The following is a 25644-nucleotide window of genomic DNA, read 5'->3' on the forward strand; positions in this document are numbered from 1 at the left end:
TCGTCACTCGCTCCCCGCCTTCTTGATACCCATTTCGCTCATGTCCCTGAAGGTGTTGCCGACGAGCGGCTGGACGTCGGCCTGCGGCACATGACAGGCGGTGCAGAAATAGCGCCGCGGAGAAACGTCCGCGAGCATCTGTCCCTCACGCGTCATATAGTGCGTGACGCTGATCATCGGTGCGCCGGAATCTTGCGTGAATTCCCGCTTGTGACAGGAAAGGCAGCGGTTGGTGTTGACGGAGAGCTGATAACCCTCGATCGAATGTGGGATGACCGGCGGCTGGTCGGGATAGGCGCGCATCTTGCGCTTGTCGTCGACCACCCATTTCGGCAAGGGCGCGGCCGTGCCCGTGGCGATCGGCGGCGTCGGCCCCTGAAGCTCGGGAACCATCTTCTCCACGACCTGGCCAACTGCCGTCGTCGCGGCAAATAGGGCGAGCCCCGCAAGGACGGCCACGAATTCTGGTCGCCGGATCAGGCGACGGGTAGGATCTTGACCGCGCATTTCTTGAAATCCGTCTGTTTGGAGATGGGATCTGTCGCGTCGAGGGTCACTTTGTTGATCAACTGGCTGGCGTCGAACCAGGGCACGAAGATCACGCCCGGCGGCATCCGGTTGCGGCCGCGCGTTTCGACGCGCGAGCGTATTTCGCCACGGCGCGAAACAACGCGGACCTCCGCCCCCTGATTGATGCCGCGCTTCCTGGCATCATCGGCATTCATGAAGCAGCGCGCCCCCGGGAAGGCGCGATAGAGTTCCGGCACCCGCATGGTCATCGAGCCCGAATGCCAGTGCTCGAGTACGCGGCCGGTGACGAGCCAGAGATCATACTCCTCGTCCGGCGGCTCCGCCGGCGGCTCGTAAGGCACGGCAAGGATGACGGCCTTGCCGTCGGGACGCCCGTAGAATTTGACGCCCTCGCCCGCCTTCACGTAGGGGTCGAGGCCCTCGCGGTAGCGCCAGAGCGTCTCCTTGCCGTTCACTACTGGCCAGCGCAGGCCGCGCACCTCGTGATAGCGGTCGTAAGGCGCCAGGTCGTGCCCATGGCCGCGCCCGAAAGAGGCATACTCCTCGAAGAGACCCTTCTGGATGTAGAAGCCGAAGGCGTCGGCCTCGTTGTTCGCATAGTCTCGGTTCACTTCGCTCAAAGGAAAGCGATCGACCGCGCCGTTCTTGAACAGAACATCGAAGAGCGTCTTGCCGCGATAGGAGGGATTGGCCTCCAGAATCTCGGTCGGCCAGACCTCCTCCGTCGTGAAGCGCTTCGAGAACTCGGCAATCTGCCACAGGTCCGATCGTGCCTCGCCCGGCGCCTGTACGAGTTGGTGCCAGACGTGGGTGCGGCGTTCGGCATTGCCGTAGGCTCCCTCCTTCTCAACCCACATGGCCGCCGGCAGAATGAGGTCGGCGCTCATGGCCGTGATCGTCGGATAGGCGTCCGAGACGACGATGAAGTTTTCCGGGTTGCGATAGCCCTGATAGGTCTCGTTCTTCGTATTGGGCGCGGCCTGGACATTGTTGTTGACCTGCACCCAATAGAAGTTGAGCTTGCCGTCCTTCAGCATCCGATCCTGCTCGACGGCGTGGTATCCTGGCTTCTCCGGGATGATGCCGTGGGGAACGCGCCAGATCTCCTCGGCATGTTTACGGTGCTCCGGATTGGTCACCGTCATGTCGGCCGGCAGCCGGTGGGCGAAGGTGCCGACCTCGCGGGCGGTACCGCAAGCGGAGGGCTGGCCGGTCAAGGAGAACGGGCTGTTGCCGGGTTCGGAAATCTTCCCCGTCAACAGGTGGATGTTGTAGACCATGTGGTTGGCCCAGACGCCGCGCACATGCTGGTTGAAGCCCATGGTCCAGAGCGACATCACCTTGCGGTCAGGATCGGCATAGAGTTCGGCGAGTTCCTCCAGGAAGCCCGGGTCGACTCCAGTGATCTCCGCCGTCTTTTCCAGCGTGTATTCCGAAACGAAGATCTTGAATGCCTCGAAATTGATCGGTTCCATCTTCGCGGGGTCGTTGGCATTCGCCGCTCTGACCTCGATCGGATTGTCGGACCTGAGGCCATAGCCGATGTCGGCGGCCCCTTGCATGAAGGTCGTGTGCCTGTCGACGAAATCCCGGTTCACGCGACCGGTCGTGATGATGTGATTGGCGATGTAATTCAGGATCGCGAGGTCAGTGCCCGGCTTGAAGACGATCGGCACGTCGGCGAGATCCATGCTGCGGTGAGTGAAGGTGGAGAGAACCGCCACCCGCACATGCGGGTGCCCCAACCGACGGTCGGCAAGCCGCGTCCAAAGGATCGGATGCATTTCCGCCATGTTGGAGCCCCAGAGCACGAAGGCATCCGCATGCTCGAAATCGTCGTAGCAGCCCATCGGCTCGTCCATGCCGAAGGCACGCATGAAGGCATAGGCTGCCGACGCCATGCAGTGTCGTGCATTCGGATCGAGGTTGTTGGAGCGGAATCCCGCGCGCATCAGCTTCGTCGCGGCGTAACCTTCAAAGACCGTCCATTGCCCCGAGCCGAACATGCCGACGGCCGTCGGCCCCTTCTCTTTCAGCACCCGCTTGCATTGCTCGGCCATCACGTCGAAGGCCTCATCCCAGCTGACCGGCTCGAACTCGCCGTCTTTGCTGAAACGGCCGTTCTGCTTGCGTAAGAGCGGCGTCTTCAGCCGGTCAGCGCCATACATGATCTTCGACAGGAAATAGCCCTTTATGCAGTTGAGGCCGCGATTGACCTCCGCCTGCATATCTCCGTGGGTGGCGACGACCTGGCCTTCTTTCACGCCCACCATGACGCCGCAGCCGGTGCCGCAAAAACGGCAAGGAGCCTTGGACCACTTGATTTCGAGTGCCTCGACTCCGCCCGGAACCGGCTGCGCGGAGACCGGCAGCGCAATGCCGGCAGCCGCGGCGGCAATGCCGGCAGCATGCGCCTTCAGAATGTCACGCCGCGTCAGTTCGCCGCTCATGTCTGCGTGCCTCCTCTTCAAGTTCGAGCGTGGTCGGTGCGAAAATCGCGCCTATCCGTGACCCGCATCGACATGCTCAAACACCATGCTGGCGGCGACGACGCCGTCGAGACCGGAAATCCGCGACAGGCATTCGCCGAGCATGCCGGAACTCGTGCCTTCGATCACCACCACGATCTTCCCGCCCTGATGGCCGTAGACCTCCACTGTCTCCATCTGCGCAAGCGCCGCGAGAACGCCGTCCAACTTCGCCGGAACGGCGGCGATGACGGCACTGGAGATGTGACATTGCGCTTTCGCATCAGGCATGGGCGCCCTCCTTCCTGCGCTCGCCGGCCCGGATCGCCCCGACCGGACAGAGGCCTATGCAGGCACCGCAACCGCTGCAAAGATCATCATCGACTTCGGGCAGGAATGGCCCGCCCATGCGGGGGCGGAAACGGATCGCCTGCTGCGGACACGCATCGTGACATGACTGGCAGGCAACGCCGTTTCGCGTCAGGCAAGAAGCGCCGATCGCGGCCATGTGCGGAAAACGGCGGATGTTCGTTGCCTGGAAGACAGGCTCCGGGCAAGCGCGCAGGCAATCGCCGCAGAATAGGCACTCCCCATGCGCAAAATCGAGCGACGGCCAGCCGCCGTCGAGACGAACGATATTCGTGGGACAGGCATCGACGCATGCGCCGCAACCCGTGCATGCGGCGAGTGTCTCGATCGTTGCGCCCGGGGGACAGATGCGCGCCACTTTGGAGCCTCTCCCGAGAAGCACGCCGCGTCTGGAGATGTTGCTCGCGCCTGCCACGGCCACCTCAATGCCCCGTCGGCGGGCCGGGAGGCCCGAAGACAAGCTGCAGCATCCACACGATAAAGCCGTAACCGCCCACGACGCCGACTGCAACCAATGGCCATATGCCAAAGGCGAGCACGAAAAAAGTTAAAAGCTCCTTACGCCGTTCGGAGCGGAGCGGCGTCGCCGGTCCACCGGAAGACAACTCCGACATGCTGCATCTCCCCATGCAACTGTTGGAATAGTAACAATCATTTTCGGGAAAGAAAGGAAAATAAACTTAACTTCGTTCGTCACCAATAGAATTGATCTATGTCAAAATATGTCGGCTCACTCCTTTCCAGGCAGAACCATTCTTTTCATGAACGACGGGATACTTAGCACATTGATGAGTCGAATTGTTTCGCAGCCGCAAGGGTCATGACGGTCGGCGCCAATTTTTCGACTGGTGTTTCGACTGGTGCCATGCGTTGGTCGCGTCGTCGGTCCCGTATTCATCCCCCCTCGACGACAGAACACCAGGCGCACCGCGCTCAGGCAGCCAGATACAATCGCTGGGTGAACTCCGGCAAGTTTGCGGGACGTTGACACATCGCGGTTATCGGATTATGAGTGACGACATTCAAAAATCGTCACTCATCAGAAGCCCCCAGCAATGCCGCAGACCTCAGACAGTATCGAAGCAAGCCGGCAGGAGAACATCGCGCGGATTCTCGATGCCGCCGAGCGGCTCTTTCGCCATTACGGCTACAGCAAGACGAATGTGGCCGATATCGCTCGCGAGCTCGACATGTCGCCGGCGAATATCTATCGCTTCTTCTCCTCCAAGACCGAAATCCATCAGGCGCTATGCGCGCGCATGCTGGCCGCGAGCTATGAGCAAGCGCTGGAGATTTCGCGCCTTCCCCTGAGTGCCGCCGAGCGCCTGCGCCGCTACGCGCATGGGCAGCACAGGCTCACCGTCGAAACCATGCTCGACGAGCAGAAGGTCCATGAGATGGTCGTCGTTGCGATCGAGCGAGAGTGGCACGTGATCGAGAAGCACATCGATCGCATTGACGGTCTCATCGCCGGCATCATCCGAGAGGGCATCAGCGCGGGCGAGTTCGCCAATCAGGATCCCGAGACCGCCGCTCGCTGCTTCACTGCCTCTCTCTTGACGCTCTGCCACCCGCAGATGGTGGCGCAATGTCTTGCGAAGGAAAACCGCCCAACCTCGGACGCGTTGATCGAATTCGCGATCAAGGCCTTGAAGTATTAACGAAAATGCCGCCGCTGCGGCAGCGTACCAGGAACACAAACGATGTCCTTCACAAGCGTCTTCAAACAGCCCTTTGCTGGCCGCCTATTAGGTGTGGCCGCTCTTGCCGCCCTACTCGCCGGCTGCTCGGAGGAGAAGGCCGAGACGAAGGAAATCATCCGGCCGGTCAAGGTGGTCGAGATTGCCGGCACGGGCGAAACGCGGCGGCTCGTTTATGCCGGAGCGGTCAAGGCACGCACTGAGATGAATCTCGGCTTCCGCGTCGGCGGCAAGATCACCGAGCGGCTCGTCGACATCGGCGACCGCGTAGAGCCGGGCGACGTTCTCGCCCGTCTTGATCCGACCGATTACGAGCTCTCGGTCAAGAGCGCCGAAGCCAACCTTCTCGCCGCCGACAAGCAGGTTCAGACGGTTGCGCTCACGAAAACGCGGGCCGAGCAGCTTTTTGCGCGGAAATTCTCCTCAAGGGCCGAGCTCGATCAGGCAAGCCTCGCCTATGATCAGGCCGTCTCCACGCGCGATGCCGCCGCTTCCGCCCTGAGCCAGGCAAGAAACCAGGTGACCTACACGAGGCTACTCTCCGACCAGCCCGGCATCATCACCGCCATCAATGCCGATATCGGCCAGGTCGTCGGCACCGGCACACCGGTCGTGACGGTTGCAATCGACGGCGAGAAGGAGATCGAGGTCGCCGTACCGGAACTCGATATTGCGGAGTTCAAACCGGGCAAGGAGGTGCAAGCGCGCTTCTGGTCCAACGACATGCTGACCCTCGAGGGTCGGGTGCGGGAGGTGTCCGGCAGCGCCGAACGGCAATCCCGGACATTCTCGGTGCGTATCAGCCTGCCCGATGACCGGCGCGTCCTGCTCGGCATGACCGCAACGGTCGAGGCGGCTGCAGCGAAGTCAGAGACCCTGATCTCCATTCCCTTAAGCGCGCTCGCCCGAAAGGACGACAAGGACATCGTCTGGACCGTCGATCGCGACGCATCGACGGTTCACGCCCGCGCCATCAGGCTCGCCGACTTCACCGGCGATCAGGTGCGGGTCGCGGAGGGCCTCGCACCGGGCGACCTCGTCGTCACAGCCGGCACGCAGTTCATGACCGAGGACCTGAAAGTAAAACTGCGGCCCGACGCGCAACAATCCGCCAGCGCCGGAACACAGATCGTCCGCTAACCACACAGACCAGACAGGAATACCGATCATGCACGCCTCCACGGGGGAGAAGACGCCGTTCAACCTGTCGCGTTGGGCGATCGGCCATCCGAGCATCGCGCGCTTCCTTTTCGCGCTGATCATTGTCACCGGCGCCCTCGGGCTCGTGCGCATGGGGCAGCGAGAGGACCCGGAATTCACCTTCCGGACGATGGTCGTCCAGGCGGTCTGGCCGGGCGCTTCGATCGAGGAGATGCAGCATCAGGTCGTCAACAAGATAGAGCGCAAGCTGCAGGAGACGCCGCATCTCGATTTCGTCCGCTCCTATACGCGCTCGGGCAGCACCATCATCACCGTGCAGATCGAGGGCGATACGGATGCGGACGACGTTGCCGACGCCTTCTATCAGGTCCGCAAAAAGGTGGGCGACATCGCCAATGAACTGCCCGAAGGCATGCTCGGCCCCTATTTCAACGACGAGTTCGGCGACACCTATATCACCATGCACGCCATCAGTGGGCAAGGCTACACCTATCCCGAACTGAAGCGGTTCGCGATAGACGGCCGCGACATGCTCCTGACGACGCCCGGCGTGGAGAAGGTGGTGATCCTCGGCGACCAGCCGCAGAAGATTTATATCGACGTCTCCTCCAAACTGTTGGCCGCGCGCGGGCTCACGCTTGCCGACCTGCAAAACGCCATTGCCGGCCAGAACAATGTCGACCCTGCCGGCAGCGTCGATACCGGCACCCGGTCGGTGCGCATTTCCGTCGACGGGGACGTGACGCGGGTCGAGGACATCCGCAACCTGCGCCTGCGGACGGGCAGCGAAGCGATCCGCCTCGGTGACATAGCGACGATTACTGCGGGGCTCGAGGACCCTTACGCGCGCAAATTCCGATTCAACGGCCATGACAGCGTGCAGATCGGCGTGGTGATGGCCAAGGGTCACAACGTCACCGATGTCGGCAAGGCAGTGGAGGCGACCTATGAACGTTTTGAATCCTCGCTCCCCCATGGCGTATCGGTCGACCAGATCTCCAACCAGCCGGAAGTCGTAACCGAGGCGATGAGCGAATTCATGCACGCTCTCATGGAAGCGCTGGCCATCGTTCTCGTGGTGTCGTTCCTGTCCATCGGCTGGCGCTCGGGCCTGGTGATTGCGATCGCCATACCGCTGGTGCTCGCCGCCACCTTCGCCATCATGTACGAGTTCGGCATCGACCTGCAGCGGATTTCGCTGGGCGCGCTCATCATCGCGCTTGGCCTGCTGGTCGACGACGCGATGATCGTCGTCGAACTCATGGAGCGAAAGCTCGAGGAAGGCCTGGCGAAGATCGATGCGGCGAGCTTCGCCTATTCCTCGACCGCCTTCCCGATGCTCACCGGCACACTGATCACCATCGCCGGCTTCATTCCGGTCGGCTTTGCGCAATCCACTGCGGGCGAGTATGTCCGTTCGCTCTTTTATGTGGTCGGCATCGCTCTGGTCGTCTCCTGGTTCGTGGCCGTCTACTTCACGCCCTGGCTCGGATACATGATCCTGAAGCAGCGCCACCATGCCGGCGGGCATCACGACGTTTTCGACACGCGCTTCTACCGCCGCCTCCGGTCGGCCGTCGGCTGGGCCGTGCGCCACCGCGTCATCGTGCTCGTCATGACGCTGGCAGCCTTCATGACCAGCCTCTGGGCCTTCCAGTTCATTCCCAAGAATTTCTTTCCGCAATCGTCCCGGCCGGAGATTCTCGTCGACTTATGGCTGCCGGAAGGCACCAGCATCAGCGAGGTCGAGCGTCAGGCCCGGGCCCTCGAGGCGCGCATGATGGACGACGAGGACAAGCGCTTCATCGCCACCTATATCGGCGAAGGCATCCCGCGCTTCTTCTTGCCGCTCGACCAGCAGCTTCGCAATCCAAACTTTGCGCAACTGCTCGTCATGGCGAAGGACGAGCCCGCGCGCGAACGGCTGATCCTCAAGCTGCGTACGATCCTCGCCGAAGACTTCCCCTCGATCCGCGCCAAGGTCGACCGCCTGTTTCTCGGCCCCCCGACCGGCTGGCCGGTTCAGATCCGCGTGATGGGTCCCGATCGCCAGGAACTGCGCCGCATCGCCGATCAGGTGAGGGCGAAGTTCAACGAGAATCCCTTGCTCGGGGCCGTCCATGACGACTGGCTGGAGCCCGTGCCGGCAATGAAGCTCGTCATCGACCAGGACCGCGCCCGCGCGCTCGGCGTCAGTTCGCAGCGCGTCCGCCAAATGCTGCAGGCGGCGATGTCCGGTGTCCCGCTCGACGATGTCCGCGACGGCGAGGAAACGGTCTCGATCGTCGCCCGCGAGCCGAACGGCAACCGGCACCTGCTGTCGGCAGTCAATTCGGTCTATGTGCCGACGGATTTCGGCGGCTTCGTGCCCGTCGCCCAGATCGCCAAGGTCGTGCCGGTCATGGAGCAGGGGATCGAGTGGCGGCGTGATCGCCTGCCGACGATTACCGTGCGTGGGACGCTGCCGGACGGCGTCCAACCGAACGACGTCACGATGAAGCTCTACGACGAGCTCAAGGGGCTTCGGGACGGGCTTGCACCCGGTTACAAGATAGAGGTCCAGGGTGGCGCCGAAGACAGCGCCGAAAGCCAGGCGTCGATCGCCGCCAAGGCGCCGATCATGCTGCTCGTCATCCTCGTCCTGCTGATGGTGCAGCTCCAGCATTTCGGCAAGTCGATACTTGTGCTCGCCACGGGTCCGCTCGGCATCATTGGTGCGGCTGCGGCGCTCCTTGTCAGCGGCGCCCCCTTCGGCTTCGTCGCCATTCTCGGCGTCATAGCACTTCTCGGCATCATCATCCGAAACTCGATCATCCTCGTCGACCAGATCGATCAGGACATCGCCGGCGGGATGGAGCGCTCCGAGGCGATCGTCGGCGCTGCCGTGCGTCGGTTCCGGCCGATTATGCTAACGGCGCTCGTCGCGGTGCTCGCGATGATACCGATCTCGCGCAGCATCTTCTGGGCGCCGCTCGCCTACGCGATGATGGGCGGCATCCTGGTCGCGACGGTGCTGACGATCCTGGTGCTGCCGGCAGGTTATGCCGTGTTCTTCGGCAAGGAACCGAAGGTGCGGAAGTCGGACAGGGATGAGGCAGTGCCGGACGGGGGCGCCGACGCGGATGCAAAGCGCTATCCCGCCCCCATCGCCGCGGAATGATCGTGCGCGACGAGAAATGGATGGAAGGCCCGGCTCCTACAGCGCCGCGCGTCTTATCAGACGCGCAAAGGTCGCTGTATCACTTTGGGGTGCTGCATGTCTTTGTCCTTCAATCGAGGTCGATTAAAGGAGACATGCAGTAGACTTGCCGGGCCTTCCGTATCGCGGCCTCCCCCGCCTATCTCACGAGGCCGCGATAGATCGAAGGCAGGGCGGCCGGCAGCCTGCCGATACTACTGACGACGGCATATCCGTTCTGCCCGAAGATCGTGGGCACATAGCACTTCGCTTCGCGATCGACCGTCACTCCGAAAACATGAATGCCGGAGCGTCGCGCCTCGGTAACGGCGCGGCGACTGTCCTCAAGCGCAAAGCGCCCTTCGTAATGGTCGACATCGTTCGGCTTGCCATCCGTCAGCACGATCAGCAGCTTACGGCGGTTCGGCTGGTCGACCAGACCCTTGGCGGCGTGGCGGACTGCCGCGCCAATGCGGGTGTAATAACCAGGCTTGAGTCCGGCGATACGCGCCTCGACGGCGGACCCCATCGCCTCGTCGAAAGCCTTGACGGTTTCGACGCGCACCCAGTCGCGCCGGCGCGAGGTGAAGGTCAGGATTTCGTGGGAGTCGCCGCAGGCCGCGAGCCCATGTGCCAATACCAGGAGCGCCTGCTTCTCCACGTCGAGAACGCGGAGATCGTCGAACCAGGCATCGGTGGAAAGCGAAACGTCGACGAGGATGGTCACGGCGAGGTCGTGGGCCTGCGGTCGGCTCATCATGTGGATGCGGTCGCTGCCCTGGCCGCCGGCCTTGAGGTCGGTGCGGGCGCGCACCACGGCGTCGAGGTCGAGATCCGCGCCGTCGATCTGCGCCCTCAAGAGCTCGTGCCGCGGCCGCAGCACTTCGAATTGCCGCCTGACGCGGCGGATCAGGCTCTTCGTCGCCGCATCCGTCTCGCCGACGATCCCCTCGCCTGATGCAGGCGCGGCAACGACGCGGCAATAATCCCGAAGATAGCTGCCACTGCGGTAATCCCATTCGGGATAGCTGTGCTCCGCCGTCAGCGCCGTGCGGTCAAGCGCTTCCGGCGGCAGGTCGAGATCGAAGCGGAACCGCGCCGCAGGCCGCCCCTGGCGCTCGCCAAGTGTCATCTCGTCGAGTTCGTCCGCAGCCTGTGCGTCGTGCTCGTCGCTGTCGTCGGACGGCCGGTCGACATTGACCATCTCGGCCATGGCGAGGATTTTCTCGAAACGATTGAGAATGAACGGGCTACGTTCCTTCTGTCGCTGCGCCTCGCGGGTCGCCACATGGCGGGTCGTTTCGACCCCTTCCGCTCTGCCGCCACGGGCAGGCTCATCGCCGCCCTCCCGTCTTTCCGTCTCCTGCCTGAGCAGCGCCTCCGGCCAGAGCGGCACGGGAAGCATGGGTAGGTAACCGGGTGGTGCACGCCGTGGAAAGATGGCCGGCACGATCTCGTCGTCCCGGCCAGCGCCGGTCCTCAGCATGCGCAGCACTCGGTTCTCGACGTGCTGCTCGACCGCCGGCAACGTCCGCCCTTGCCGCACCTCCAGCACCGCCCGGCACAGGCGGCGATAGCGCGGGCGCAAAGCCGGAAAGGCGTCAAGCACCCTTTTCACCGTCTCTTCCGCGCGCGCGAGGCCGGCGAGGTCAAGAGCGAGAGGATCGCCGGCGCCGACCGGTGACAGCGGCATGACGGCCATCATAGCGGCGAGCCAGAAATAGAGATCGCGGTTGAGGCGCCTGAGTGGGAAGAGGTCTATTTCCGCCGGAAGCATCAGCGTCGCCTGGTCGCGCGCCGGCTGCACCAGCTTCTCTTCGCCAAGCCCCATGCGCTGGCGCAGCCGCAGCCGATGTGTGGAGGTGCGGCCGCGCGCCGGTGCGATCTGCACCGCCTGCTCTCCGCCGAGACCGCGGAAGTAGACGGCAAGCACCGTTTGCACATCTTTGAGCCGGACGGCTTCCTCCGGAAAACGCGGCCAGCTGCGCGTGTTGCCGATGAAGCGGTGCCAGGCGCGGCCGACAGTCTCTTCGAGTTCGAGGAAATCCAGCATCTCGGCCCCTTCAACGGACGATCGCGTCGGCGACCTCGATCAGCGCGGCCTTGACGTCCGGCTCGTCCGTCAACGGTTCGATCATCGTCGCGATCACCGCGTCGCGCAGCGACAGGCCGCTATCGACGAGGCTGGCGCAGTAGACGAGGAGGCGCGTCGAGACGCCCTCCTCGAGATCATGCCCTTTGAGCGCCCGAAGCCGGTGGGCAAGATCGACGAGCGGCGCGACGCGGGCCGCGTCGAGACCGCTTTCCTCCGCCACCACGGCAATCTCGCGCGCCCGCGGCAGAAAATCGAACTCGATGGCGACGAAACGCTGGCGCGTACTCGGCTTCAAGCTCTTCAAGAGATTCTGATAGCCAGGATTATAGGAGACGACGAGCATGAAGCCCGGCGGCGCCTCGAGCACCTCGCCGGTGCGCTCGAGCGGCAGGATGCGCCGGTCGTCGGTGAGCGGATGAAGCACGACGGCGACGTCCTTCCTTGCCTCGACGATCTCGTCGAGATAGCAGATGCCGCCCTCACGCACGGCACGGGTCAGCGGCCCGTCCACCCATACGGTGTCACCGCCCTTCAGGAGATAACGGCCGGTCAGGTCCGCGGCCGCGAGGTCGTCGTGGCACGACACGGTCGAAAGCGGCAAGCCGAGTTTGGCGGCCATGTGAGCGACGAAGCGTGTCTTGCCGCAGCCGGTGGGCCCTTTCAACAGCAGCGGAAGCTGGTGCAACCAGGCGCTCTCGAAGAGCGCACATTCCTGACCGGAGGGCGAATAGGCGGGGATCTCATAACCGGAAAGCGAGGGGTTTTTCAGGGCGATATTCATGGAGGATCTCCGAAGTCGGTTGCGGGGCAGCGGTGGGTCGGCTGCTAAGGCCGGCCCTCCACCCTCACTCGGCGGGCTGAATGGCCCGGTCAACGACAAGGCTGCGGCTCCTGCCGGGGACCAGCACCGCCCAGGCGAACATCAGCGCGGAGACGAGCACCACCGCACCCGAGCCGAGGCGTATCCAGTAGAAGAGCGCGAGTTGCTCCTGTACCACCATGAAGCTCTCGCCGAGAACTCGTTGCAGGTGGACCTGGACGACACCGGCGAAGGTGAGCGCGAAGGTCATCACCGACATGGCAGTACACATGGCCCAGAAGCTGGCGATCGACAGCCACTGGTTATAGGGCGCCCGTCCACGGATCTCCGGAATGGCATAGGCCATGACGGCAAGGTTCAGCATCACATAGGCCCCGAAGAAGGCGAGGTGTCCATGCGCGGCGGTGACCTGCGTGCCGTGGGTGTAGTAGTTGACCGAGGACAGCGTGTGCAGGAAGCCCCAGACGCCGGCGCCGAAAAAGGCCATGACCGAGCAGCCGATCGACCAGAGGAGCGCCGCCTTGTTCGGGTGCTTTCGGCCGGCCTTCCAGGTCATCACGAAAGTGAAGACCACCATGGTGAAAAAGGGTGCGACCTCGAGCGTCGAGAAGAGCGAGCCGATCCACTGCCAGTAGCCCGGCGCGCCGATCCAGTAATAGTGGTGACCGGTACCGAGGATGCCGGAGAAGAGCGCCAGGCCGACGATCACGTAAAGCCACTTCTCTACCACCTCGCGGTCGATGCCGTTGAGCTTGATCATCAGGAAGGCCAGAACCGAGGCCATGATCAGTTCCCAGACACCTTCGACCCACAGATGGACGACATACCACCAGTACATCTTGTCGAGCGCCAGATTGGCCGGATTGTAGAAGGCGAAAAGGAAGAAGATCGCCACACCCCAGAGACCGAAGATCAGGATGTTCGTGACCGTTGTCTTGCGCCCTTTCAGCACCGTCAGCGTGATGTTGTAGAGGAACATCAGCGCCACGACGACGATGCCGACCTTGATCGCGAAGGGCTGTTCGAGGAATTCGCGGCCCTCATGGATGTGGAAAAGATAGCCGACCACAGCAACGGCCGCGGCGACGAGGAAGATCCAGAACTGCGCAATTGCGATCTTGGGGCTGTAAAGCTCCGTCTCCGCCTCCTCCGGCAGGAGATAATAGGTGGCGCCCATGAAGCCCATCAGCAGCCAGACGATCAGCGCGTTGGTATGGACCATGCGCACGATGTTGAAAGGCAAGAGTTCCGAGAGCGTGTTGGGCAGGACATAGATCGTGCCGGCGAGAACGCCGAACAGGACCTGGGCGAGAAACAGGCCGAGCGCGCCGTAGAAATACAGCATCGCGACCTTCTGCGTTTGATATTTCATGTCTTTTCTCCTTCTCCCGCCAAGCTCAACCCGCCTCGTTCGGCGGCCAGTTCTGCGTCTTGATGCGGCTCGTCCATTCGAGGAAATCGGCGAGATCGTTCAGTTCCTGCTCGGTCAGATTGAACTGCGGCATCTGCCGCCGACCCTCGGCGCCGGAGGGCTGAGCCGCCATCCAGGATTTCAGCGTCTCACGGGCGCCCTCGGGATCGCTTTCGCCGCCCCAGCGCTTCCAGACATTGCCGAGTTCCGGAGCGAAATAGGCGCCTTCGCCAAGAAGCGTGTGACAATTGATGCAGGAGTTCTTTTCCCAGACGTGCTTGCCGCGGGCGACCGAAGCCGTCAGCGTCGTTTCGTCCGTCGACTCCGTCTTCATGTAATAATGACTGTGGGCCGTGAGCCCGACGAAGATCGCGAAGAAGAAGATGGAGCCGCCATAGAAGACGTTGCGGGCCCCTGTCTTGGTAAGGCGTTCTGCCATCCCATGGTCCTTTCGATTCCGGGAGGCCGCAAGCAGCGGACCGGTCTGAACGATTCCCCGCCGGTCGGCTGCGGAATCGACATCCGCAAACACCGGCAAACGCGATCCTTTCTAGGGATTCCGAACGGGCGTTCTTTGCGTTTCGGCAAATAGTTGGGAAGAGGGCCTCACCCGCCCGACGGAAAGGCGGCGATGAGCGTTTTCGCAGCAGCCGCAAGAGCGAAGAAGATCGGCCAGGCAAGGAGGGCGATGCGTAAGTGGCGCGAACCGAAACGCAAGCCGAGGAAGTCAAGCACGACGAGACGGGCCTTCAAAACCGCGATCGTCAGAAGCGCCGCAGCGAGGGCAAGTGAGAGCGCCGGATCGCTGACCTCGCGGACGAGGAGCATCCCGGCACCGACCATGGCAACGAGCCATATCCAGGTTTTCTTCAACTGTTTGGGGCCACCGCCGTTCATCGGATCAAACCAGATAGAGAATGGGGAACATGACGATCCACACGAGATCGATCACGTGCCAAAGCGTGGTCACGAGTTCGACATTGGCCGGTCGCGGCCTCCAGGCGACCAGGATGAGCACTATGCCGACGAAGGCCACATGGACGAGGTGGAAGCCGGTCAGGATGAAATAGAGCTCGAAGAAGGAGCGAAACTCCGCCTCGCCGGCGAATCGGATTTCCGTGCCGTACTCGTAGAGCTTGATGGCGACGAAGGCGAAACCGAGCAGCGCCGCAAGCACCAGTGCCCGGCGGCGCGTGGCGAGCCTCGCTCCCTTGCCGGCCGCGACCGCCGCCTGCCATCCGCTTGTCAACAGCACGAGCGTGTTGATGGCGGCAATCCCCGGCTTCAGATGCAATCGCGCGACAGCGAAATCACCCGGCGCGATCACCGAGGCTACCAGAAAGGCGCCGATCAGAATGCCGAAGGCGGCCAACTCGCTCCAGACAGGAATCCAGAGAAGCAGCGTGTCTTCTTCCTCTTCGCCAGATCCCATTTCGCCGGTCGCGCCGGCCGCCATTGCTCGTTGCATGCCGCATCTCCCAAGGAAACCAGGAAAGCGCATAGGAGAATGGCACCGCCGCTTCTTTGCGCCCGATCAAAGACCAAAGCGGCCCGCTCGCTATGGTCGGTGAGGAAATGGAGACCACCATGAACGACGCGCAGATCGGCCTCTCGGTCGCCACCCCGATCATCATAATCTTCGCCCTCGTGCTCTATCGCATGGGGGTTCTCCAGCGGACCGGCGCAATCGCCGCGGTGCTGGCGTCGGTCGCTTGCGCCGCAGTGCTGTTCATCGACAAGTAGAGGGCCGGATAATGACGCCCTCGCCCCTCAAAAACCTTCAGGAACGATATGGCGAACTCCTCCAGCTGTGCGATTCCGTTGAAGCGATTATCGACTCGGTCGCCGGTCGGATCGATCCCGATCTTTGTCTGGCAACCGCAGCCAAGATTTCGAAGCCCGGCGGGCCGGTCGCGGCCCCGCCACATTCCCGCACAACGTCACCGGACCCGCAGCCATTGCTTGCGGCCACTCTCCAGTCTGCGGTTGCGGGGCGAAGCGTGCATTCCTGGAGCGCGGTCGATGCCATGCTGCGCGTCTTTCTCGACGAGCTTCGGCGACACGTCGCAGCCGAGCAGGTTCTGCTCCAAGCAATGGAGGGGGCGAAAGCCGCCCACTGAGTACAATGACTGAATTCCTGCTGGCGCTCGGCGCCTTCCTCGCTCTCCATTCGATACCGGCGCTGCCTGCCATTCGCGAGCGGCTGATAAGCCACCTCGGTCGGGCAATCTATTTCTCGCTTTATTCCGCCGTGTCGATCGTCCTGCTCGGCTGGGTCTTCTATGCGGCGCTGAACGTCGACTACGTTCCGCTGTGGGAGCCGGCGCCCTGGCAGGCCTGGGCGACGTTGATCGCCGCGCCCATTGGCGTATTCCTCGTGCTCGCCGGCCTCTTCAGCATCAATCCGCTCTCGATCTCGATCCGCCAGGGCGATGAGCCGGGAGCGGTCGTCGCGATCACCCGTCATCCGGTGCTATCGGGCTTTGCCCTCTGGGCACTCGGCCACCTCATCGCCAATGGCGACCTGCGCTCGCTGATCCTCTTCGGCGGCTTCGCCCTCTTCGCGCTTGGGGCCATGCCGATGTTGGAAAAGCGCGCGCGCCGGAGACTGAAAGACGCATGGCACAGGGAGGCGGCAAAGACATCCATCCTGCCCTTGGCAGCACTTCTTCGCGGACGCGCCCGAATAACTGCCGATGCTCCGCTCGCCGTCGCCGCCCTGGCTACCGTAGTCACAACTACCTGGCTGCTTTCCGGCGGCCACGCCGTGCTGTTCCATGCCGATCCGCTCCTTCTGGCGACGGCGTTTTGACGAGCCTGCTACCGGGCGCCGCCTGCAGCATTGTGCATCTTTCAGGACGCTTCCGGACGCACCGCGCGTCTCGGCACCCGCGATCGCGGCCAAGCTCCCGTCGGAAATAACATGACCATTCGAGGAAGGGCGCGACCGAAGGACTCAACCGATGCAGACGCGGGCGGGAGCGCCGACTATGCGGCGCTCGATTGAACATCAACCCGGCGAAGCAGCGAGCGCGTGACGCAGGTCGGCAACAACATCCTCGGCATTGCAGACCGACATTGAGCCTGATCGTCTTGCCGCTGACGTTGAAGCGGGCAAAGACATTCGTTTCCAGCGAAATGCTCGGCGCGGCCTTCGCGGGCATGACCAGACTCTCAGGCCCGCCCTTGAACGGTGTTACCTATTTCACGGTGCCGTCCGGGGTTACTGCGGGGCTGGGGCCGCCGGTCCCAGTCTGATAGGTGGGATCGCGGTCCGTCGGGGCCGGTATCCCCTCTTCCGTGCGCGGCGGACTTCCTACACTACCGGTTTGTTCGTTCGAAGGCGAAGGCTGAACTTCCTCCACCGCCGCAGTCGGTGCGTCGGCATCCGTGTCGTCGGCCCATAGGGCGATAGCTCCCCAGACGAGCATCGCCAGGACAAGACTTGTCGCGAGCACCACAAACACGGGAAAGCCCAAACGGCCCTGGCGCGTCTCCGTCGTCGTGAAGGTCTTTCTGTCTGACTCATGTGTGGCTGAGGGCGGGTCGCCCCGTTCGTCCAGATGATTGCTCATTGAACTTCTCCGTTCACCGTGCCTCGACAACGAATGTCCGCTGCACAATGTTCCGGACAAGGCTGGCACTGGCGCAACACCCGCTCCCAAGCGACAAACTGGCTCGCTATTGGAGGGATCGGAGCGACCGGGTAGCGTAGCGGGGCTGATCGGAGGAGCGGCAACATGTACCCCGTTCGCTGCCCGGCTCACACGTCTTCTTTAAATCGTAACCAAACTGGAGAAACATGCAGGAATTGAACGAGCGATCTGTGCGTCCGCGCGGCGTTTTGATTGCGGCGATCCTTTCGGAGGGCGACGATGTTTGTTCTGATACTCGGCCTGCTGATCTTTCTGGGTGTCCATTCGGTTCGCATCTTTGCGCCCGGCTGGCGCGACCGACGCCTTGCCGACATGGGGGACGGCCCCTGGAGAGGGCTCTATTCGCTCGTTTCCCTGGCCGGCTTCGTGCTGATCATCTGGGGCTTCTCTATTGCCAGGCCGGATGCTCCGATCCTCTACGAGCCACCGGTATGGATGAAGCACATCGCTCTTGCGCTGATGCTTTTCGCCTTCATCAGCCTCATGGTGTTTGCCTTCCCAGCGGGTCGCCTGAAGCCGGCTCTCAAGCATCCAATGCTCGTGTCGGTAAAGATCTGGGCTCTTGCGCATCTGCTCGCCAATGGCGATCTCGCCTCGCTACTGCTCTTCGGTGCATTCTTGGCCTGGGCAGTAGCCGATCGCATTTCGGCTAAACGCCGCGGCAATGGAGTGGCGGCGCCGGGCCCGGCAACATGGGATATCGGGGCTGTGGTCGCGGGTGTGGCGCTTTACGTGCTGTTCGTGTGGCGACTGCACGAATGGCTGTTTGGCGTCACGCCGCTTCCCTGATCCGCAGTTCCCCGCCCGGATGGTAGCTAACCTTATTTCGATTACAGCGCCGCGCGTCTGTTCAGACGCGCCAAGGTCGCTGTAACTCTTTGAAATCTCGCATCGAGCTTTCCGAAAATCGGGTACGATTTTCGGGCCGATGCGCTAGACGCCTCGCTTGTAAACCGGTCTGCTGCTCGCCCGCACGGCGTGAAACGCCGCGCGCAAAAGAGCGGTAACGCAGCCTCTGTTTGCTGAGCTCTTCAAGCAATCGATCATTGCGAACGCTATTGACGCCACAATCATGGCTGGCTATAGCGAATAAATCTTGACTCAATTACTCAAGATAAATAAGCAGTGCAAAGAACAAGCGCGAGGGCCTGTCTGCATGGAATATTGCCTTCTCTCCCCAGCACGTTTGATTCCGACTGAAGAGGTGAACCCCGAAAGAGTCGATGCCCTGCAGGCCAAGATCCTGCAGGAGGGCTCCTGGACAGCGCCAATCACGGCAGAGAAGGATGCCTTGTTCGTGATGGACGGCCATCACCGGTTGACGGTTGCGCATCGCCTCGGGCTCACAGCTATCCCGGTCGTTCTTCTCGACTACGATTCGGTGCGCGTGGAGAGCTGGCGTCCTGATGAGACGGTCACGCCGGGCGATATCTTCGACATGGCGCGCAGTGGCCGTAAATTTCCATACAAGACAACGCGGCACGTTTTCGCCAAAGGTTTGCCGGCATGCGATGTGCCACTTGAAGTCTTGTACGGTCCCGTTCCGACGGGCATGGCCCCCGGCCCTTCCGCGGGGGCATTGTCATGATGCTTCATTGTCAGAAAATCGGCCGCGAGCTGCCACCGATGCTCCGACCGGCAACCGCGGACCTCCTCACCCGGCACGCTTCCCTTCTACTCGACTGGGTTGACCGCTACGGCTCGCCGCTAAACCTCATCTGGCCGCAAGCCCTTAAGGAGAACCTTGCCGCCCTGAGAGGCGTTCTGACGGAGAACGGCGTCCGGCATGCGATCTACTATGGGGCAAAAGTCAACAAGTCCGCCGGGCTGATGCGAACGGCACTCGGCGTAGGCGCTGGAATTGACGTTTCCAGCCTTTATGAACTTCGGGACGCAAGGCGGCTCGGGGCCGATGGTGCAAGGGTCGTGGCGACGGGACCGGCGAAGACGGGTGCGTTCCACAGAGAACTCGTCGGCTGCGGTGCGCTGATATCGGTGGATTCCCCCGAAGAGTTGGAGGACCTGATCGGCGCTCTGCCGGCAAGGACGAGCCCGCAGCCGGTCCTCTTGCGGCTGCGACCGAGCGACCAGAGCAAGAGCCGCTTCGGCATGCCGGCCGACGCCATCGCTCAGTGCCTCGCGCGGCTTTCCGGCGAAAGGCAATTGCGATTCGACGGGCTTCATTTCCACCTCAGCGGCTACCGTTGGGAGAGCCGCGCCACAGCGTTGAGCGAGGCTGCCGGCCTCATTTCGGAAGCCCGGCGAATGGGACTTTCTCCGCGCATGATCGACATTGGCGGCGGCCTGCCCATCCAGTACGTCGATCCGATCAAATACCGGGACCATCTCGCCGCCCAGACGACCGACGACTATCGCACCGGGAAAATACCGGAATCCTTCTATCCCTATGGCGGCAGTTTTTCCGCCTCCGATTGGCTGCACCTGCTCTTGCTGGCAGAGATGGCGCAAGGCCGAAGCGTTGCCGATTATTTCACGCGGGAGGGGCTTTGCCTTGCGATGGAGCCGGGCCGCGCGCTGGCGGACCAGACAGCCATCTCTGTCTTCAAGATCTCGCGTGTAAAGGCTCTCGGCCCGGATACGCACGTCATTTTCGTCGAGGGCAGCAGCTTCAGCGCCTGCGAAACCTGGTTTGCTTCCGAATTCCTCATCGATCCCATTCATGTCCCGGCAGCTCATGTGCCGGCAGCGAGGCCGTCGCTTTCCGCGACGCCTCCAGGTCGCGCCTATCTAGCCGGACACAGCTGCCTCGACGAGGACGTGCTCAGCAACAGGTGGCTGTCCTTCTCCGTCGCGCCGCAAGCCGGCGACCTGCTCGTCTTCGCCAATACCGGCGGCTACCAAATGGATCTTCTCGAAAACGAATTCCACCGTCACCCGATGCCCGCCCGCCACTGTGTCGCAGGGGATGCGCAAGGGCAGCCCTATCTCATTCCCGACACAGTTGAGGAGGCTTAGATGCTGCATACGACCGTAACGCAATTGATTGGCCAGACGCCGGTGATGTCGATCGCGGTCCCGAACCGGGACGCCACTCTGGTGCTGAAGATCGAGAAGAACAATCCCGGCGGCTCGATGAAGGACCGCATGGCGCGCAGCATGGTGGTCGCCGCGCTTCAAGACGGGCGCCTCGCACAGGGCGGCACGATCGTCGAATCATCCTCCGGAAACACCGGAACGGGCTTGGCGTTGGCGGCCCTGGAGTTCGGATTGCGTTTCATCGCGGTGGTGGATCACCACGCGGCACCCGACAAGATCCGGATGATGCGGGCGCTCGGCGCCGAGATCCGCTACATAGAAGGCGATTTCCGCGAGGACGAGGTTGCGGTCGTCGAACGACAAAGATTAGCCGCGCAGCTAGGCGCTCAGCTTCCAGGCGCGCTTTTCATGAACCAATCCGATAATCCGGCGAACCCGGAAGGCTATGCCGGTTTCGTCGACGAGTTGCTGGCCCAACTCCCGGACGGAATTGATGCCTTTATCGGCTGCGTCGGGACAGGCGGCTCCATGACCGGGATCTCCCAGCGGCTGAAGCACCACAACCCGTCTGTGTATACGATCGCAGTCGAGCCGGCTGGTTCGATCGTCTTCGGCAAGCCGGGGCATCCCTACTACCAATCGGGCACCGGCACGCCGGCGGGAGACGAAGTGGGCAAAGTGCTGGATTACGGCTGCATCGACGAGGGTGTCCAGGTGACGGATACCCAAGCCTTCGAGACGGCGCGCTACATGGCCCGGCGCAAGGGGCTGCTGGTGGGCGGCTCGACGGGTGGTGCCATCTACAAGGCGCTGGAATTCATCGCAGCTGGCAAGCTGACCGGCACGATCGTGACGACGGTTGCGGATGGCGGAGAGAAGTATCTTGGCACGATATTCGACGACGAATGGATGGCCAAGCGCCGCCTGTTCGATCCAGCTATCGCCGCCCAACTGGACGGCTGGCTCGCCGCCAGGGCGTGCGCGGCATGAAGGTGACCATTTGTGGCGCAGGCCGTACCGGGCACTTGAACGCGGTGCTGTTCAAGCAGGTTCCAGGCGTCGAGGTTTCTGTCCTGACCAACTCCACAGCTTTGGCCGTGCGATGGGCAGAGGGCGACGACGTCTGGCAGGCAGAGGCTCGAAACGGTCGCATCTTGAGCGCTCGACCCGACCATGTTGGAACCGATCCGACCCAAGCGCTCGAGAGTGCCGACATCGTCGTCATTACGCAGCCCGCCCAGGCGAGGCCGGCCCTGTTGGATCGAATAGCGCCGCACTTGCCGCAGAATAAATGCGTCCATGTCGGAGCAATCCCCGGCTTTTGCGGCTTCGATTGGCTCGCGGCAAAGGCTCTCTCGGGGCGCGAAAATGCGGTCATCTGGGGCATGAAGGATGTGCCCCACATCGCCTTCGACCTGATCGCGGGCCAGCGCGTGCGCATGGGCGGGGCGAAGGCGGAAATCTTCGTAGCTCTTCATCGCCGTGAAAGCGCGGCAAGCGGCGCCACGCTCGCGGCAATATTGAATCGCCTCTACGAGGCTCCCGTCACCCTGCTGCGGGACTACCTCGAGATTACGCTGACGCCCGGCAACGCACTGATGCACCCCGCCGTCCTTTATGCGCTCATCGGCCCCGGAGCACCCTGGGAGAACAGGCCGTTCGACGAGCCCCTGTGCTGGTGGAGCGATTGTCCGCAGGCAGGCGCCGAGCTCTTGGAGGCTTGCGATGCCGAGAACCAGGCGATCCGCCGTGCAAGCGAGGCACGTCTCGGCATCGACCTCAGCTCGGTAAAACCACTTCAGCAGGAGTTGGTCGAAGCCTATGGCAACCAGATCGCGGACGCCCGGACCATGTACACGCTTCTACGCACAAATCGCGCCTATGCGGACATCCGAGCCCCCCTGGTTGCCAACCCGTCCGGCCCGGGATTGGTCGTCGATCGCGAAAGCCGCGCCTTCCATGAGGACATAGCCTTCGGACAGGCGCTGCTCGTCACAATGGCCGAGCGGCTCGATGTGGCCGTACCGGCCATTGCCAAGACCTATCAATGGGCGCGCGACTATCACGGCGGCTTGGCCACCGGAGTGCCCGCCTATGTACCCTCAGATTGGCCGGAGGCAGCCTAATGGACGATAAGATTTCTTCCGCAACTGCTCAGATCCACTCAGACGATACAGAGCTTCTAGCGAACGCGGCACGAAATGCGATAAGCCGTCTGGTCCGTTGCCTCTTCGCGGAACGCCTGTTGGATCCGGATGCACTGCTACGGGCTCGCGACGGCCGCCAGGCCTGGTTGCCGCTTTGGCAGACGCGCCGCGTGCTGCATTTTTCCGATCTTCGCCGGGCGCCCGCCGGAACGTTTCAGAACCGCGGGCAAATCGAGGCCTTGGACGCAAGCGGTACCCGGCGTCGGATCGAGGACCCGTCCGTCCTGATGCGGGAGGTTGCGCCATCGATCGCGTTTGCCCCTGCGGCCGACGGCTTGGAGCACTTCGTCCGCGACGTGGACAACAGCATGCGCAACGACGTTCTTGCACGGCGACATCGGAAACGCTGGAGTGCCGAACTACGCGAGCAGATCGGCCAGGCAGACGCAATCGGTTTCCTTGCTTACCTTGAAGAGACCTTGCCGCCGCACCTGGTAGCCATGACGCTTGACCAATGGGGCGCCCTTGAGGGACATCCCTTCTATCCGACATGGAAAGCCAAGCCCGGCCTGGCGCCGGACGATGTCGTTGCCTTGTCGCCGGAATTCGGCGCTCGTGTGCGCCTGCGGGTCGCCGCGTTGCGCAGCGGCTGGGCCTACATAGAGAAGATGCCGCATGTCGATGGCTATTCGGAATGGTTCGCCGAGAACTTCCCGGACCTCTGGCGCGAGTGGGAGAAAGCCTTGGGAGAGCGTGGTAAATCGCCTGCGGATTGGCTGCCTCTGCCCGTGCATGCCTGGCATCTGGAGAACTTCGTCCGTCAGGAATTCGCGCCCGAGATCGAGGCTGACGTTTTCGATCCGGAAGGCCCGGAAATCGAAACGCTGCCGTCAATGTCCTTCCGCACGATGCTGCCGGAAACGCGGGACCCAAGGCCCTTCATCAAGCTGCCGGTCGCGATCTGGATGACGAGCGAGCAGCGGACGCTGCAGGCCAAGTCGATCCATATGGGGCCACGCCTCAGCACGTTGATTTCCGACATGCTGGCGAAGGAGGATGACCTCAGGAGCAGGCTGGAGATATTCACTGAAGAGCTGGGCGCGATTCTGCGTCATCCCGATACCGGTGACGAACATCCGGGCCGCTTTCTGTCGGTGGTCTATCGCAACACCGATGCGATTGCCCGTCGAGACGGCCTGCTGCCGGTGACTGTCGCCGCGCTTCTGACCGCTGGCCCGGTCGACGGTCGGCCACTGATCTGCGAGCTCATCGGAAGAAGCGGCGACGAGAGCGAAGCGGCGATCGCCGCATTCTTCCGGCTCTATGCACGCACCGTTGTCCGCCCGACTCTGGCCATGTATCTCCTCTACGGCCTCGCATTCGAGGCGCATCAGCAAAACAGCACGGTCCTTTTCGACGATCGCGGTCTGCCACGGAAGCTCCTGATCCGCGATTTCGGCGACGGCCGCAGCTTTGCGCCGCTCTTCAAGGAGCGCGGTTACGAGCTGCAACCGTTCAGTCGAAAAGGCATTCTGCCAACCACCTTCGACGGTGATATCAGCCTCGTGCGCTCCTTTGTCATCGATGCCTGCTTCGTCTGCCATCTTCACGAGATCGCCCTTTGCCTGACCGAACAATATTCGCTTGCGGGTGACCGCCTTTGGCGCATCCTCAGGGAGGAGACGGAAGAGGCGTTCGATACGTTGCGATCGCGCATGCTGTCGGATGCGTTCTGGCTCGAGGAACGCCAGGCCTTCCTCGAGCGGCCCTGGCCGACACGGTCAGTCCTGCGGATGCATCTCGAAGGCTATCGCGACTATCGCGTCGAGCACCAACTGCCTAATCCGCTGGCGAGTACAGAATGACCGGTGCAGTCGCGGCCCTGCGCGGCTTCGGACCCGTTTTCGCGCTGCTGTTCGGACTTCAATTCATCTCAATGGGCGCCATGGAGATGAGCGGTCCTTTCTGGCCGATCCAGATAAAGGCGCTGAGCGCTTCCGATAGCGTTTTCGGCCTGGCGGGAATTGGCGTCTATGTCTGCCCCATGCTTGGCGTGTCCCTGACGAGTGCCTTTTGGGGGCGGATGGGCGACCGCTACGGCAATCGCCTCATGATGGTGCGCGCGCTGGCTGGCCTGGCGGTGACGCAACTCCTCGTCGCTTTTGCCGACGACGTCTGGACCATTCTGGTGCTGCGATTCCTGCAGGGTGCCTGCGCTGGCTATATCGCACCGGCCCAGGCCTATGGGGTGCAGGTAACCGGCGGGCGGGATCGCGCCCGCCTCTTCGCCTGGCTGCAGGTGGCGACGAATGTCGGCTCGCTCGCGGGCGCCTTTCTCGGCGGGATCATTCTCGATGCCTTGCCTTTCGCGACCGTCAACCTCACCGCCGGCATGATCTGCGCATTCTGTGCCGCCGTCGCCTGGGTGAGCCTGCCCGTTTTGCCGGAAGGAAGAGGTCTCACGGTGGCGGCGAAGGCGACAGCGGTATCACACCCGCCTTCTACCGGCGTCCCGGTGATCGGAGTTTTCGGGCTGATGGGAATGCTGCTTGCAAGCAGGATGGTGCTGCAGGTGCCCTTTTCCCTCTATATGTCTGAGGTTTACGGCGCCCAGCATTGGATCACCGGCTTGAGCTATGGCCTTCTTGCGCTCGGCTTCGTGGTGGCAGCGCCGGTGTGGGCATGGAGCTTCGAAGGGCGAGCGCCGTCCTTTGTGCTGGGATGGAGCGTGGTGATCGCCGGCGGATGCTCCATCGTTACCGGGCTGGCGGACTCGACGCGCGTCATAGGGCTCTTCGCAGCGCTCTATTTCACCTGGGGCGCGCTCCTCGGAGGAACCACGCCGGTTCTCCTGTCGCTCGTTTCGGCAGCCACGCGAAGTGAAAAGCAGGGCTCCGTCCTGGGGGTGGCGCAGACCTGCCAGCAAGGTGCTTCCGTCATCGGCATCATTGCGGGGGTCGCCGCCACGCAACATTTCGGGCTCGAAGCTGCCTTTCCGCTCGTCTCGGGCCTCTATGGCCTGTCATTTTTCGTGGCGCTCGGCCTGTGGCTCAAGTCGCGCCAATCACTTCGGTAAAGGAGAAATATCGTGTCGAAACATTGTTTGCTGGC

25 protein-coding genes are annotated in these 25644 nt (G+C 62.6%); 13 read left to right on the forward strand and 12 right to left on the reverse strand.

Going from position 1 to position 25644, the window contains the following annotated elements:
• Positions 1-3 precede the first annotated feature (3 nt).
• From EKH55_RS26735 to napE, 5 genes are read right to left on the reverse strand one after another with little or no spacing between them, the layout of a single operon-like run.
• Positions 4-507, reverse strand: a complete 504-nt coding sequence (locus EKH55_RS26735) for a nitrate reductase cytochrome c-type subunit (RefSeq protein ID WP_151613813.1) — start codon at positions 505-507, stop codon at positions 4-6.
• The gene (gene napA, locus EKH55_RS26740; protein WP_151613814.1) at positions 477-2981 is read right to left on the reverse strand and encodes a periplasmic nitrate reductase subunit alpha; all 2505 of its coding nucleotides are present in this window, start codon (positions 2979-2981) and stop codon (positions 477-479) included. The genes EKH55_RS26735 and napA overlap by 31 nt, the downstream gene beginning before the upstream one ends.
• 51 nt (positions 2982-3032) lie before the next feature.
• Entirely contained in the window at positions 3033-3290 is a 258-nt protein-coding gene (locus tag EKH55_RS26745; RefSeq protein ID WP_151613815.1) for a chaperone NapD, read from the reverse strand.
• Positions 3283-3783 (reverse strand): ferredoxin-type protein NapF, encoded by a 501-nt coding sequence (gene napF / locus EKH55_RS26750; protein WP_151613816.1) that lies wholly within the window; start codon positions 3781-3783, stop codon positions 3283-3285. Before napF ends, EKH55_RS26745 begins: the two co-directional genes overlap by 8 nt.
• Positions 3784-3790: 7 nt before the next feature.
• Positions 3791-3982, reverse strand: coding sequence for a periplasmic nitrate reductase, NapE protein (gene napE / locus EKH55_RS26755; RefSeq protein ID WP_151613817.1), 192 nt, complete (start codon positions 3980-3982; stop codon positions 3791-3793).
• A 441-nt stretch (positions 3983-4423) separates the two neighbouring features.
• Between napE and EKH55_RS26760 the strand changes: the two genes are divergently transcribed.
• From EKH55_RS26760 to EKH55_RS26770, 3 genes are read left to right on the forward strand one after another with little or no spacing between them, the layout of a single operon-like run.
• Positions 4424-5029, forward strand: coding sequence for a TetR/AcrR family transcriptional regulator (locus tag EKH55_RS26760; protein ID WP_069456894.1), 606 nt, complete (start codon positions 4424-4426; stop codon positions 5027-5029).
• A 42-nt stretch (positions 5030-5071) separates the two neighbouring features.
• Positions 5072-6208: an efflux RND transporter periplasmic adaptor subunit gene (locus EKH55_RS26765; RefSeq protein ID WP_069456895.1), complete on the forward strand. Its 1137-nt coding sequence runs from the start codon at positions 5072-5074 to the stop codon at positions 6206-6208.
• 28 nt (positions 6209-6236) lie between these two features.
• Entirely contained in the window at positions 6237-9389 is a 3153-nt protein-coding gene (locus tag EKH55_RS26770; protein ID WP_151613818.1) for an efflux RND transporter permease subunit, read from the forward strand.
• 178 nt (positions 9390-9567) lie between these two features.
• Here EKH55_RS26770 and EKH55_RS26775 read toward each other — a convergent pair whose 3' ends face one another.
• From EKH55_RS26775 to EKH55_RS26800, 6 genes are all read right to left on the reverse strand, one after another.
• Complete coding sequence (locus tag EKH55_RS26775) at positions 9568-11460, reverse strand: nitric oxide reductase activation protein NorD (protein WP_151613819.1); 1893 nt, start codon at positions 11458-11460, stop codon at positions 9568-9570.
• Between the two features lie 10 nt (positions 11461-11470).
• Positions 11471-12283 (reverse strand): CbbQ/NirQ/NorQ/GpvN family protein, encoded by an 813-nt coding sequence (locus EKH55_RS26780; protein ID WP_151613820.1) that lies wholly within the window; start codon positions 12281-12283, stop codon positions 11471-11473.
• A gap of 64 nt (positions 12284-12347) precedes the next feature.
• Positions 12348-13694, reverse strand: a complete 1347-nt coding sequence (locus tag EKH55_RS26785) for a nitric-oxide reductase large subunit (protein WP_151613821.1) — start codon at positions 13692-13694, stop codon at positions 12348-12350.
• 25 nt (positions 13695-13719) lie between these two features.
• Positions 13720-14172 (reverse strand): c-type cytochrome, encoded by a 453-nt coding sequence (locus tag EKH55_RS26790; RefSeq protein WP_151613822.1) that lies wholly within the window; start codon positions 14170-14172, stop codon positions 13720-13722.
• A gap of 167 nt (positions 14173-14339) precedes the next feature.
• Positions 14340-14630 (reverse strand): cytochrome C oxidase subunit IV family protein, encoded by a 291-nt coding sequence (locus EKH55_RS26795; protein ID WP_151613823.1) that lies wholly within the window; start codon positions 14628-14630, stop codon positions 14340-14342.
• Positions 14631-14634: 4 nt separating this feature from the next.
• The gene (locus tag EKH55_RS26800; protein ID WP_151613824.1) at positions 14635-15201 is read right to left on the reverse strand and encodes a cytochrome c oxidase subunit 3; all 567 of its coding nucleotides are present in this window, start codon (positions 15199-15201) and stop codon (positions 14635-14637) included.
• Between the two features lie 119 nt (positions 15202-15320).
• On the opposite strand from EKH55_RS26800, the gene EKH55_RS26805 reads away from it, so the two are divergent.
• From EKH55_RS26805 to EKH55_RS26815, 3 genes are read left to right on the forward strand one after another with little or no spacing between them, the layout of a single operon-like run.
• Positions 15321-15476, forward strand: a complete 156-nt coding sequence (locus EKH55_RS26805; protein ID WP_151613825.1) for a hypothetical protein — start codon at positions 15321-15323, stop codon at positions 15474-15476.
• Between the two features lie 11 nt (positions 15477-15487).
• Positions 15488-15853 (forward strand): hypothetical protein, encoded by a 366-nt coding sequence (locus EKH55_RS26810; protein WP_069456903.1) that lies wholly within the window; start codon positions 15488-15490, stop codon positions 15851-15853.
• Between the two features lie 5 nt (positions 15854-15858).
• The gene (locus tag EKH55_RS26815) at positions 15859-16545 is read left to right on the forward strand and encodes an NnrU family protein (protein ID WP_151613826.1); all 687 of its coding nucleotides are present in this window, start codon (positions 15859-15861) and stop codon (positions 16543-16545) included.
• Positions 16546-16933: 388 nt separating this feature from the next.
• Here the strand turns inward: EKH55_RS26815 and EKH55_RS26820 are convergent, their stop codons facing one another.
• Entirely contained in the window at positions 16934-17308 is a 375-nt protein-coding gene (locus tag EKH55_RS26820; protein ID WP_069456905.1) for a hypothetical protein, read from the reverse strand.
• Between the two features lie 300 nt (positions 17309-17608).
• Here EKH55_RS26820 and EKH55_RS26825 point away from each other — a divergent pair, with 300 nt between their 5' ends.
• The 7 genes from EKH55_RS26825 to EKH55_RS26855 all read left to right on the forward strand — a co-directional run bounded on the left by EKH55_RS26825 (position 17609) and on the right by EKH55_RS26855 (position 25609).
• Positions 17609-18178: an NnrU family protein gene (locus EKH55_RS26825; RefSeq protein WP_151613827.1), complete on the forward strand. Its 570-nt coding sequence runs from the start codon at positions 17609-17611 to the stop codon at positions 18176-18178.
• A gap of 367 nt (positions 18179-18545) precedes the next feature.
• On the forward strand, positions 18546-18977 hold the full coding sequence (locus EKH55_RS26830; RefSeq protein WP_151613828.1) for a ParB N-terminal domain-containing protein: 432 nt from the start codon (positions 18546-18548) through the stop codon (positions 18975-18977).
• A complete protein-coding gene (locus EKH55_RS26835) occupies positions 18974-20365 on the forward strand; it encodes a Y4yA family PLP-dependent enzyme (protein WP_151613829.1) in 1392 nt (463 codons plus the stop codon). Before EKH55_RS26830 ends, EKH55_RS26835 begins: the two co-directional genes overlap by 4 nt.
• Positions 20366-21376: a cysteine synthase family protein gene (locus tag EKH55_RS26840; RefSeq protein WP_069456909.1), complete on the forward strand. Its 1011-nt coding sequence runs from the start codon at positions 20366-20368 to the stop codon at positions 21374-21376. It begins immediately after the preceding gene.
• Positions 21373-22512: an NAD/NADP-dependent octopine/nopaline dehydrogenase family protein gene (locus tag EKH55_RS26845; protein ID WP_151613830.1), complete on the forward strand. Its 1140-nt coding sequence runs from the start codon at positions 21373-21375 to the stop codon at positions 22510-22512. The genes EKH55_RS26840 and EKH55_RS26845 overlap by 4 nt, the downstream gene beginning before the upstream one ends.
• Positions 22512-24398 (forward strand): IucA/IucC family protein, encoded by a 1887-nt coding sequence (locus EKH55_RS26850; RefSeq protein WP_151613831.1) that lies wholly within the window; start codon positions 22512-22514, stop codon positions 24396-24398. The genes EKH55_RS26845 and EKH55_RS26850 overlap by 1 nt, the downstream gene beginning before the upstream one ends.
• Positions 24395-25609, forward strand: a complete 1215-nt coding sequence (locus EKH55_RS26855) for an MFS transporter (protein WP_151613832.1) — start codon at positions 24395-24397, stop codon at positions 25607-25609. The genes EKH55_RS26850 and EKH55_RS26855 overlap by 4 nt, the downstream gene beginning before the upstream one ends.
• Positions 25610-25644 lie beyond the last annotated feature (35 nt).

The sequence above is a fragment of the Sinorhizobium alkalisoli genome (genome assembly GCF_008932245.1).
GTDB classification, from domain to species: Bacteria; Pseudomonadota; Alphaproteobacteria; order Rhizobiales; family Rhizobiaceae; genus Sinorhizobium; species Sinorhizobium alkalisoli.

Excerpts from the sequence above, each read along its gene's own strand:
- EKH55_RS26795 (WP_151613823.1), bottom strand. The coding sequence starts at position 14,630 with ATGAACGGCGGTGGCCCCAAACAGTTGAAGAAAACCTGGATATGGCTC.
- EKH55_RS26760 (WP_069456894.1), top strand. The coding sequence starts at position 4,424 with ATGCCGCAGACCTCAGACAGTATCGAAGCAAGCCGGCAGGAGAACATC.
- EKH55_RS26800 (WP_151613824.1), bottom strand. The coding sequence starts at position 15,201 with ATGCAACGAGCAATGGCGGCCGGCGCGACCGGCGAAATGGGATCTGGC.
- EKH55_RS26845 (WP_151613830.1), top strand. The coding sequence starts at position 21,373 with ATGAAGGTGACCATTTGTGGCGCAGGCCGTACCGGGCACTTGAACGCG.
- EKH55_RS26850 (WP_151613831.1), top strand. The coding sequence starts at position 22,512 with ATGGACGATAAGATTTCTTCCGCAACTGCTCAGATCCACTCAGACGAT.
- EKH55_RS26830 (WP_151613828.1), top strand. The coding sequence starts at position 18,546 with ATGGAATATTGCCTTCTCTCCCCAGCACGTTTGATTCCGACTGAAGAG.
- napA (WP_151613814.1), bottom strand. The coding sequence starts at position 2,981 with ATGAGCGGCGAACTGACGCGGCGTGACATTCTGAAGGCGCATGCTGCC.
- EKH55_RS26815 (WP_151613826.1), top strand. The coding sequence starts at position 15,859 with ATGACTGAATTCCTGCTGGCGCTCGGCGCCTTCCTCGCTCTCCATTCG.
- EKH55_RS26825 (WP_151613827.1), top strand. The coding sequence starts at position 17,609 with ATGTTTGTTCTGATACTCGGCCTGCTGATCTTTCTGGGTGTCCATTCG.
- EKH55_RS26835 (WP_151613829.1), top strand. The coding sequence starts at position 18,974 with ATGATGCTTCATTGTCAGAAAATCGGCCGCGAGCTGCCACCGATGCTC.
- napE (WP_151613817.1), bottom strand. The coding sequence starts at position 3,982 with ATGTCGGAGTTGTCTTCCGGTGGACCGGCGACGCCGCTCCGCTCCGAA.
- EKH55_RS26775 (WP_151613819.1), bottom strand. The coding sequence starts at position 11,460 with ATGCTGGATTTCCTCGAACTCGAAGAGACTGTCGGCCGCGCCTGGCAC.
- EKH55_RS26770 (WP_151613818.1), top strand. The coding sequence starts at position 6,237 with ATGCACGCCTCCACGGGGGAGAAGACGCCGTTCAACCTGTCGCGTTGG.
- EKH55_RS26785 (WP_151613821.1), bottom strand. The coding sequence starts at position 13,694 with ATGAAATATCAAACGCAGAAGGTCGCGATGCTGTATTTCTACGGCGCG.
- EKH55_RS26790 (WP_151613822.1), bottom strand. The coding sequence starts at position 14,172 with ATGGCAGAACGCCTTACCAAGACAGGGGCCCGCAACGTCTTCTATGGC.
- EKH55_RS26735 (WP_151613813.1), bottom strand. The coding sequence starts at position 507 with ATGCGCGGTCAAGATCCTACCCGTCGCCTGATCCGGCGACCAGAATTC.
- EKH55_RS26780 (WP_151613820.1), bottom strand. The coding sequence starts at position 12,283 with ATGAATATCGCCCTGAAAAACCCCTCGCTTTCCGGTTATGAGATCCCC.
- EKH55_RS26745 (WP_151613815.1), bottom strand. The coding sequence starts at position 3,290 with ATGCCTGATGCGAAAGCGCAATGTCACATCTCCAGTGCCGTCATCGCC.
- EKH55_RS26840 (WP_069456909.1), top strand. The coding sequence starts at position 20,366 with ATGCTGCATACGACCGTAACGCAATTGATTGGCCAGACGCCGGTGATG.
- EKH55_RS26765 (WP_069456895.1), top strand. The coding sequence starts at position 5,072 with ATGTCCTTCACAAGCGTCTTCAAACAGCCCTTTGCTGGCCGCCTATTA.
- EKH55_RS26820 (WP_069456905.1), bottom strand. The coding sequence starts at position 17,308 with ATGAGCAATCATCTGGACGAACGGGGCGACCCGCCCTCAGCCACACAT.
- EKH55_RS26810 (WP_069456903.1), top strand. The coding sequence starts at position 15,488 with ATGACGCCCTCGCCCCTCAAAAACCTTCAGGAACGATATGGCGAACTC.
- EKH55_RS26855 (WP_151613832.1), top strand. The coding sequence starts at position 24,395 with ATGACCGGTGCAGTCGCGGCCCTGCGCGGCTTCGGACCCGTTTTCGCG.
- EKH55_RS26805 (WP_151613825.1), top strand. The coding sequence starts at position 15,321 with ATGAACGACGCGCAGATCGGCCTCTCGGTCGCCACCCCGATCATCATA.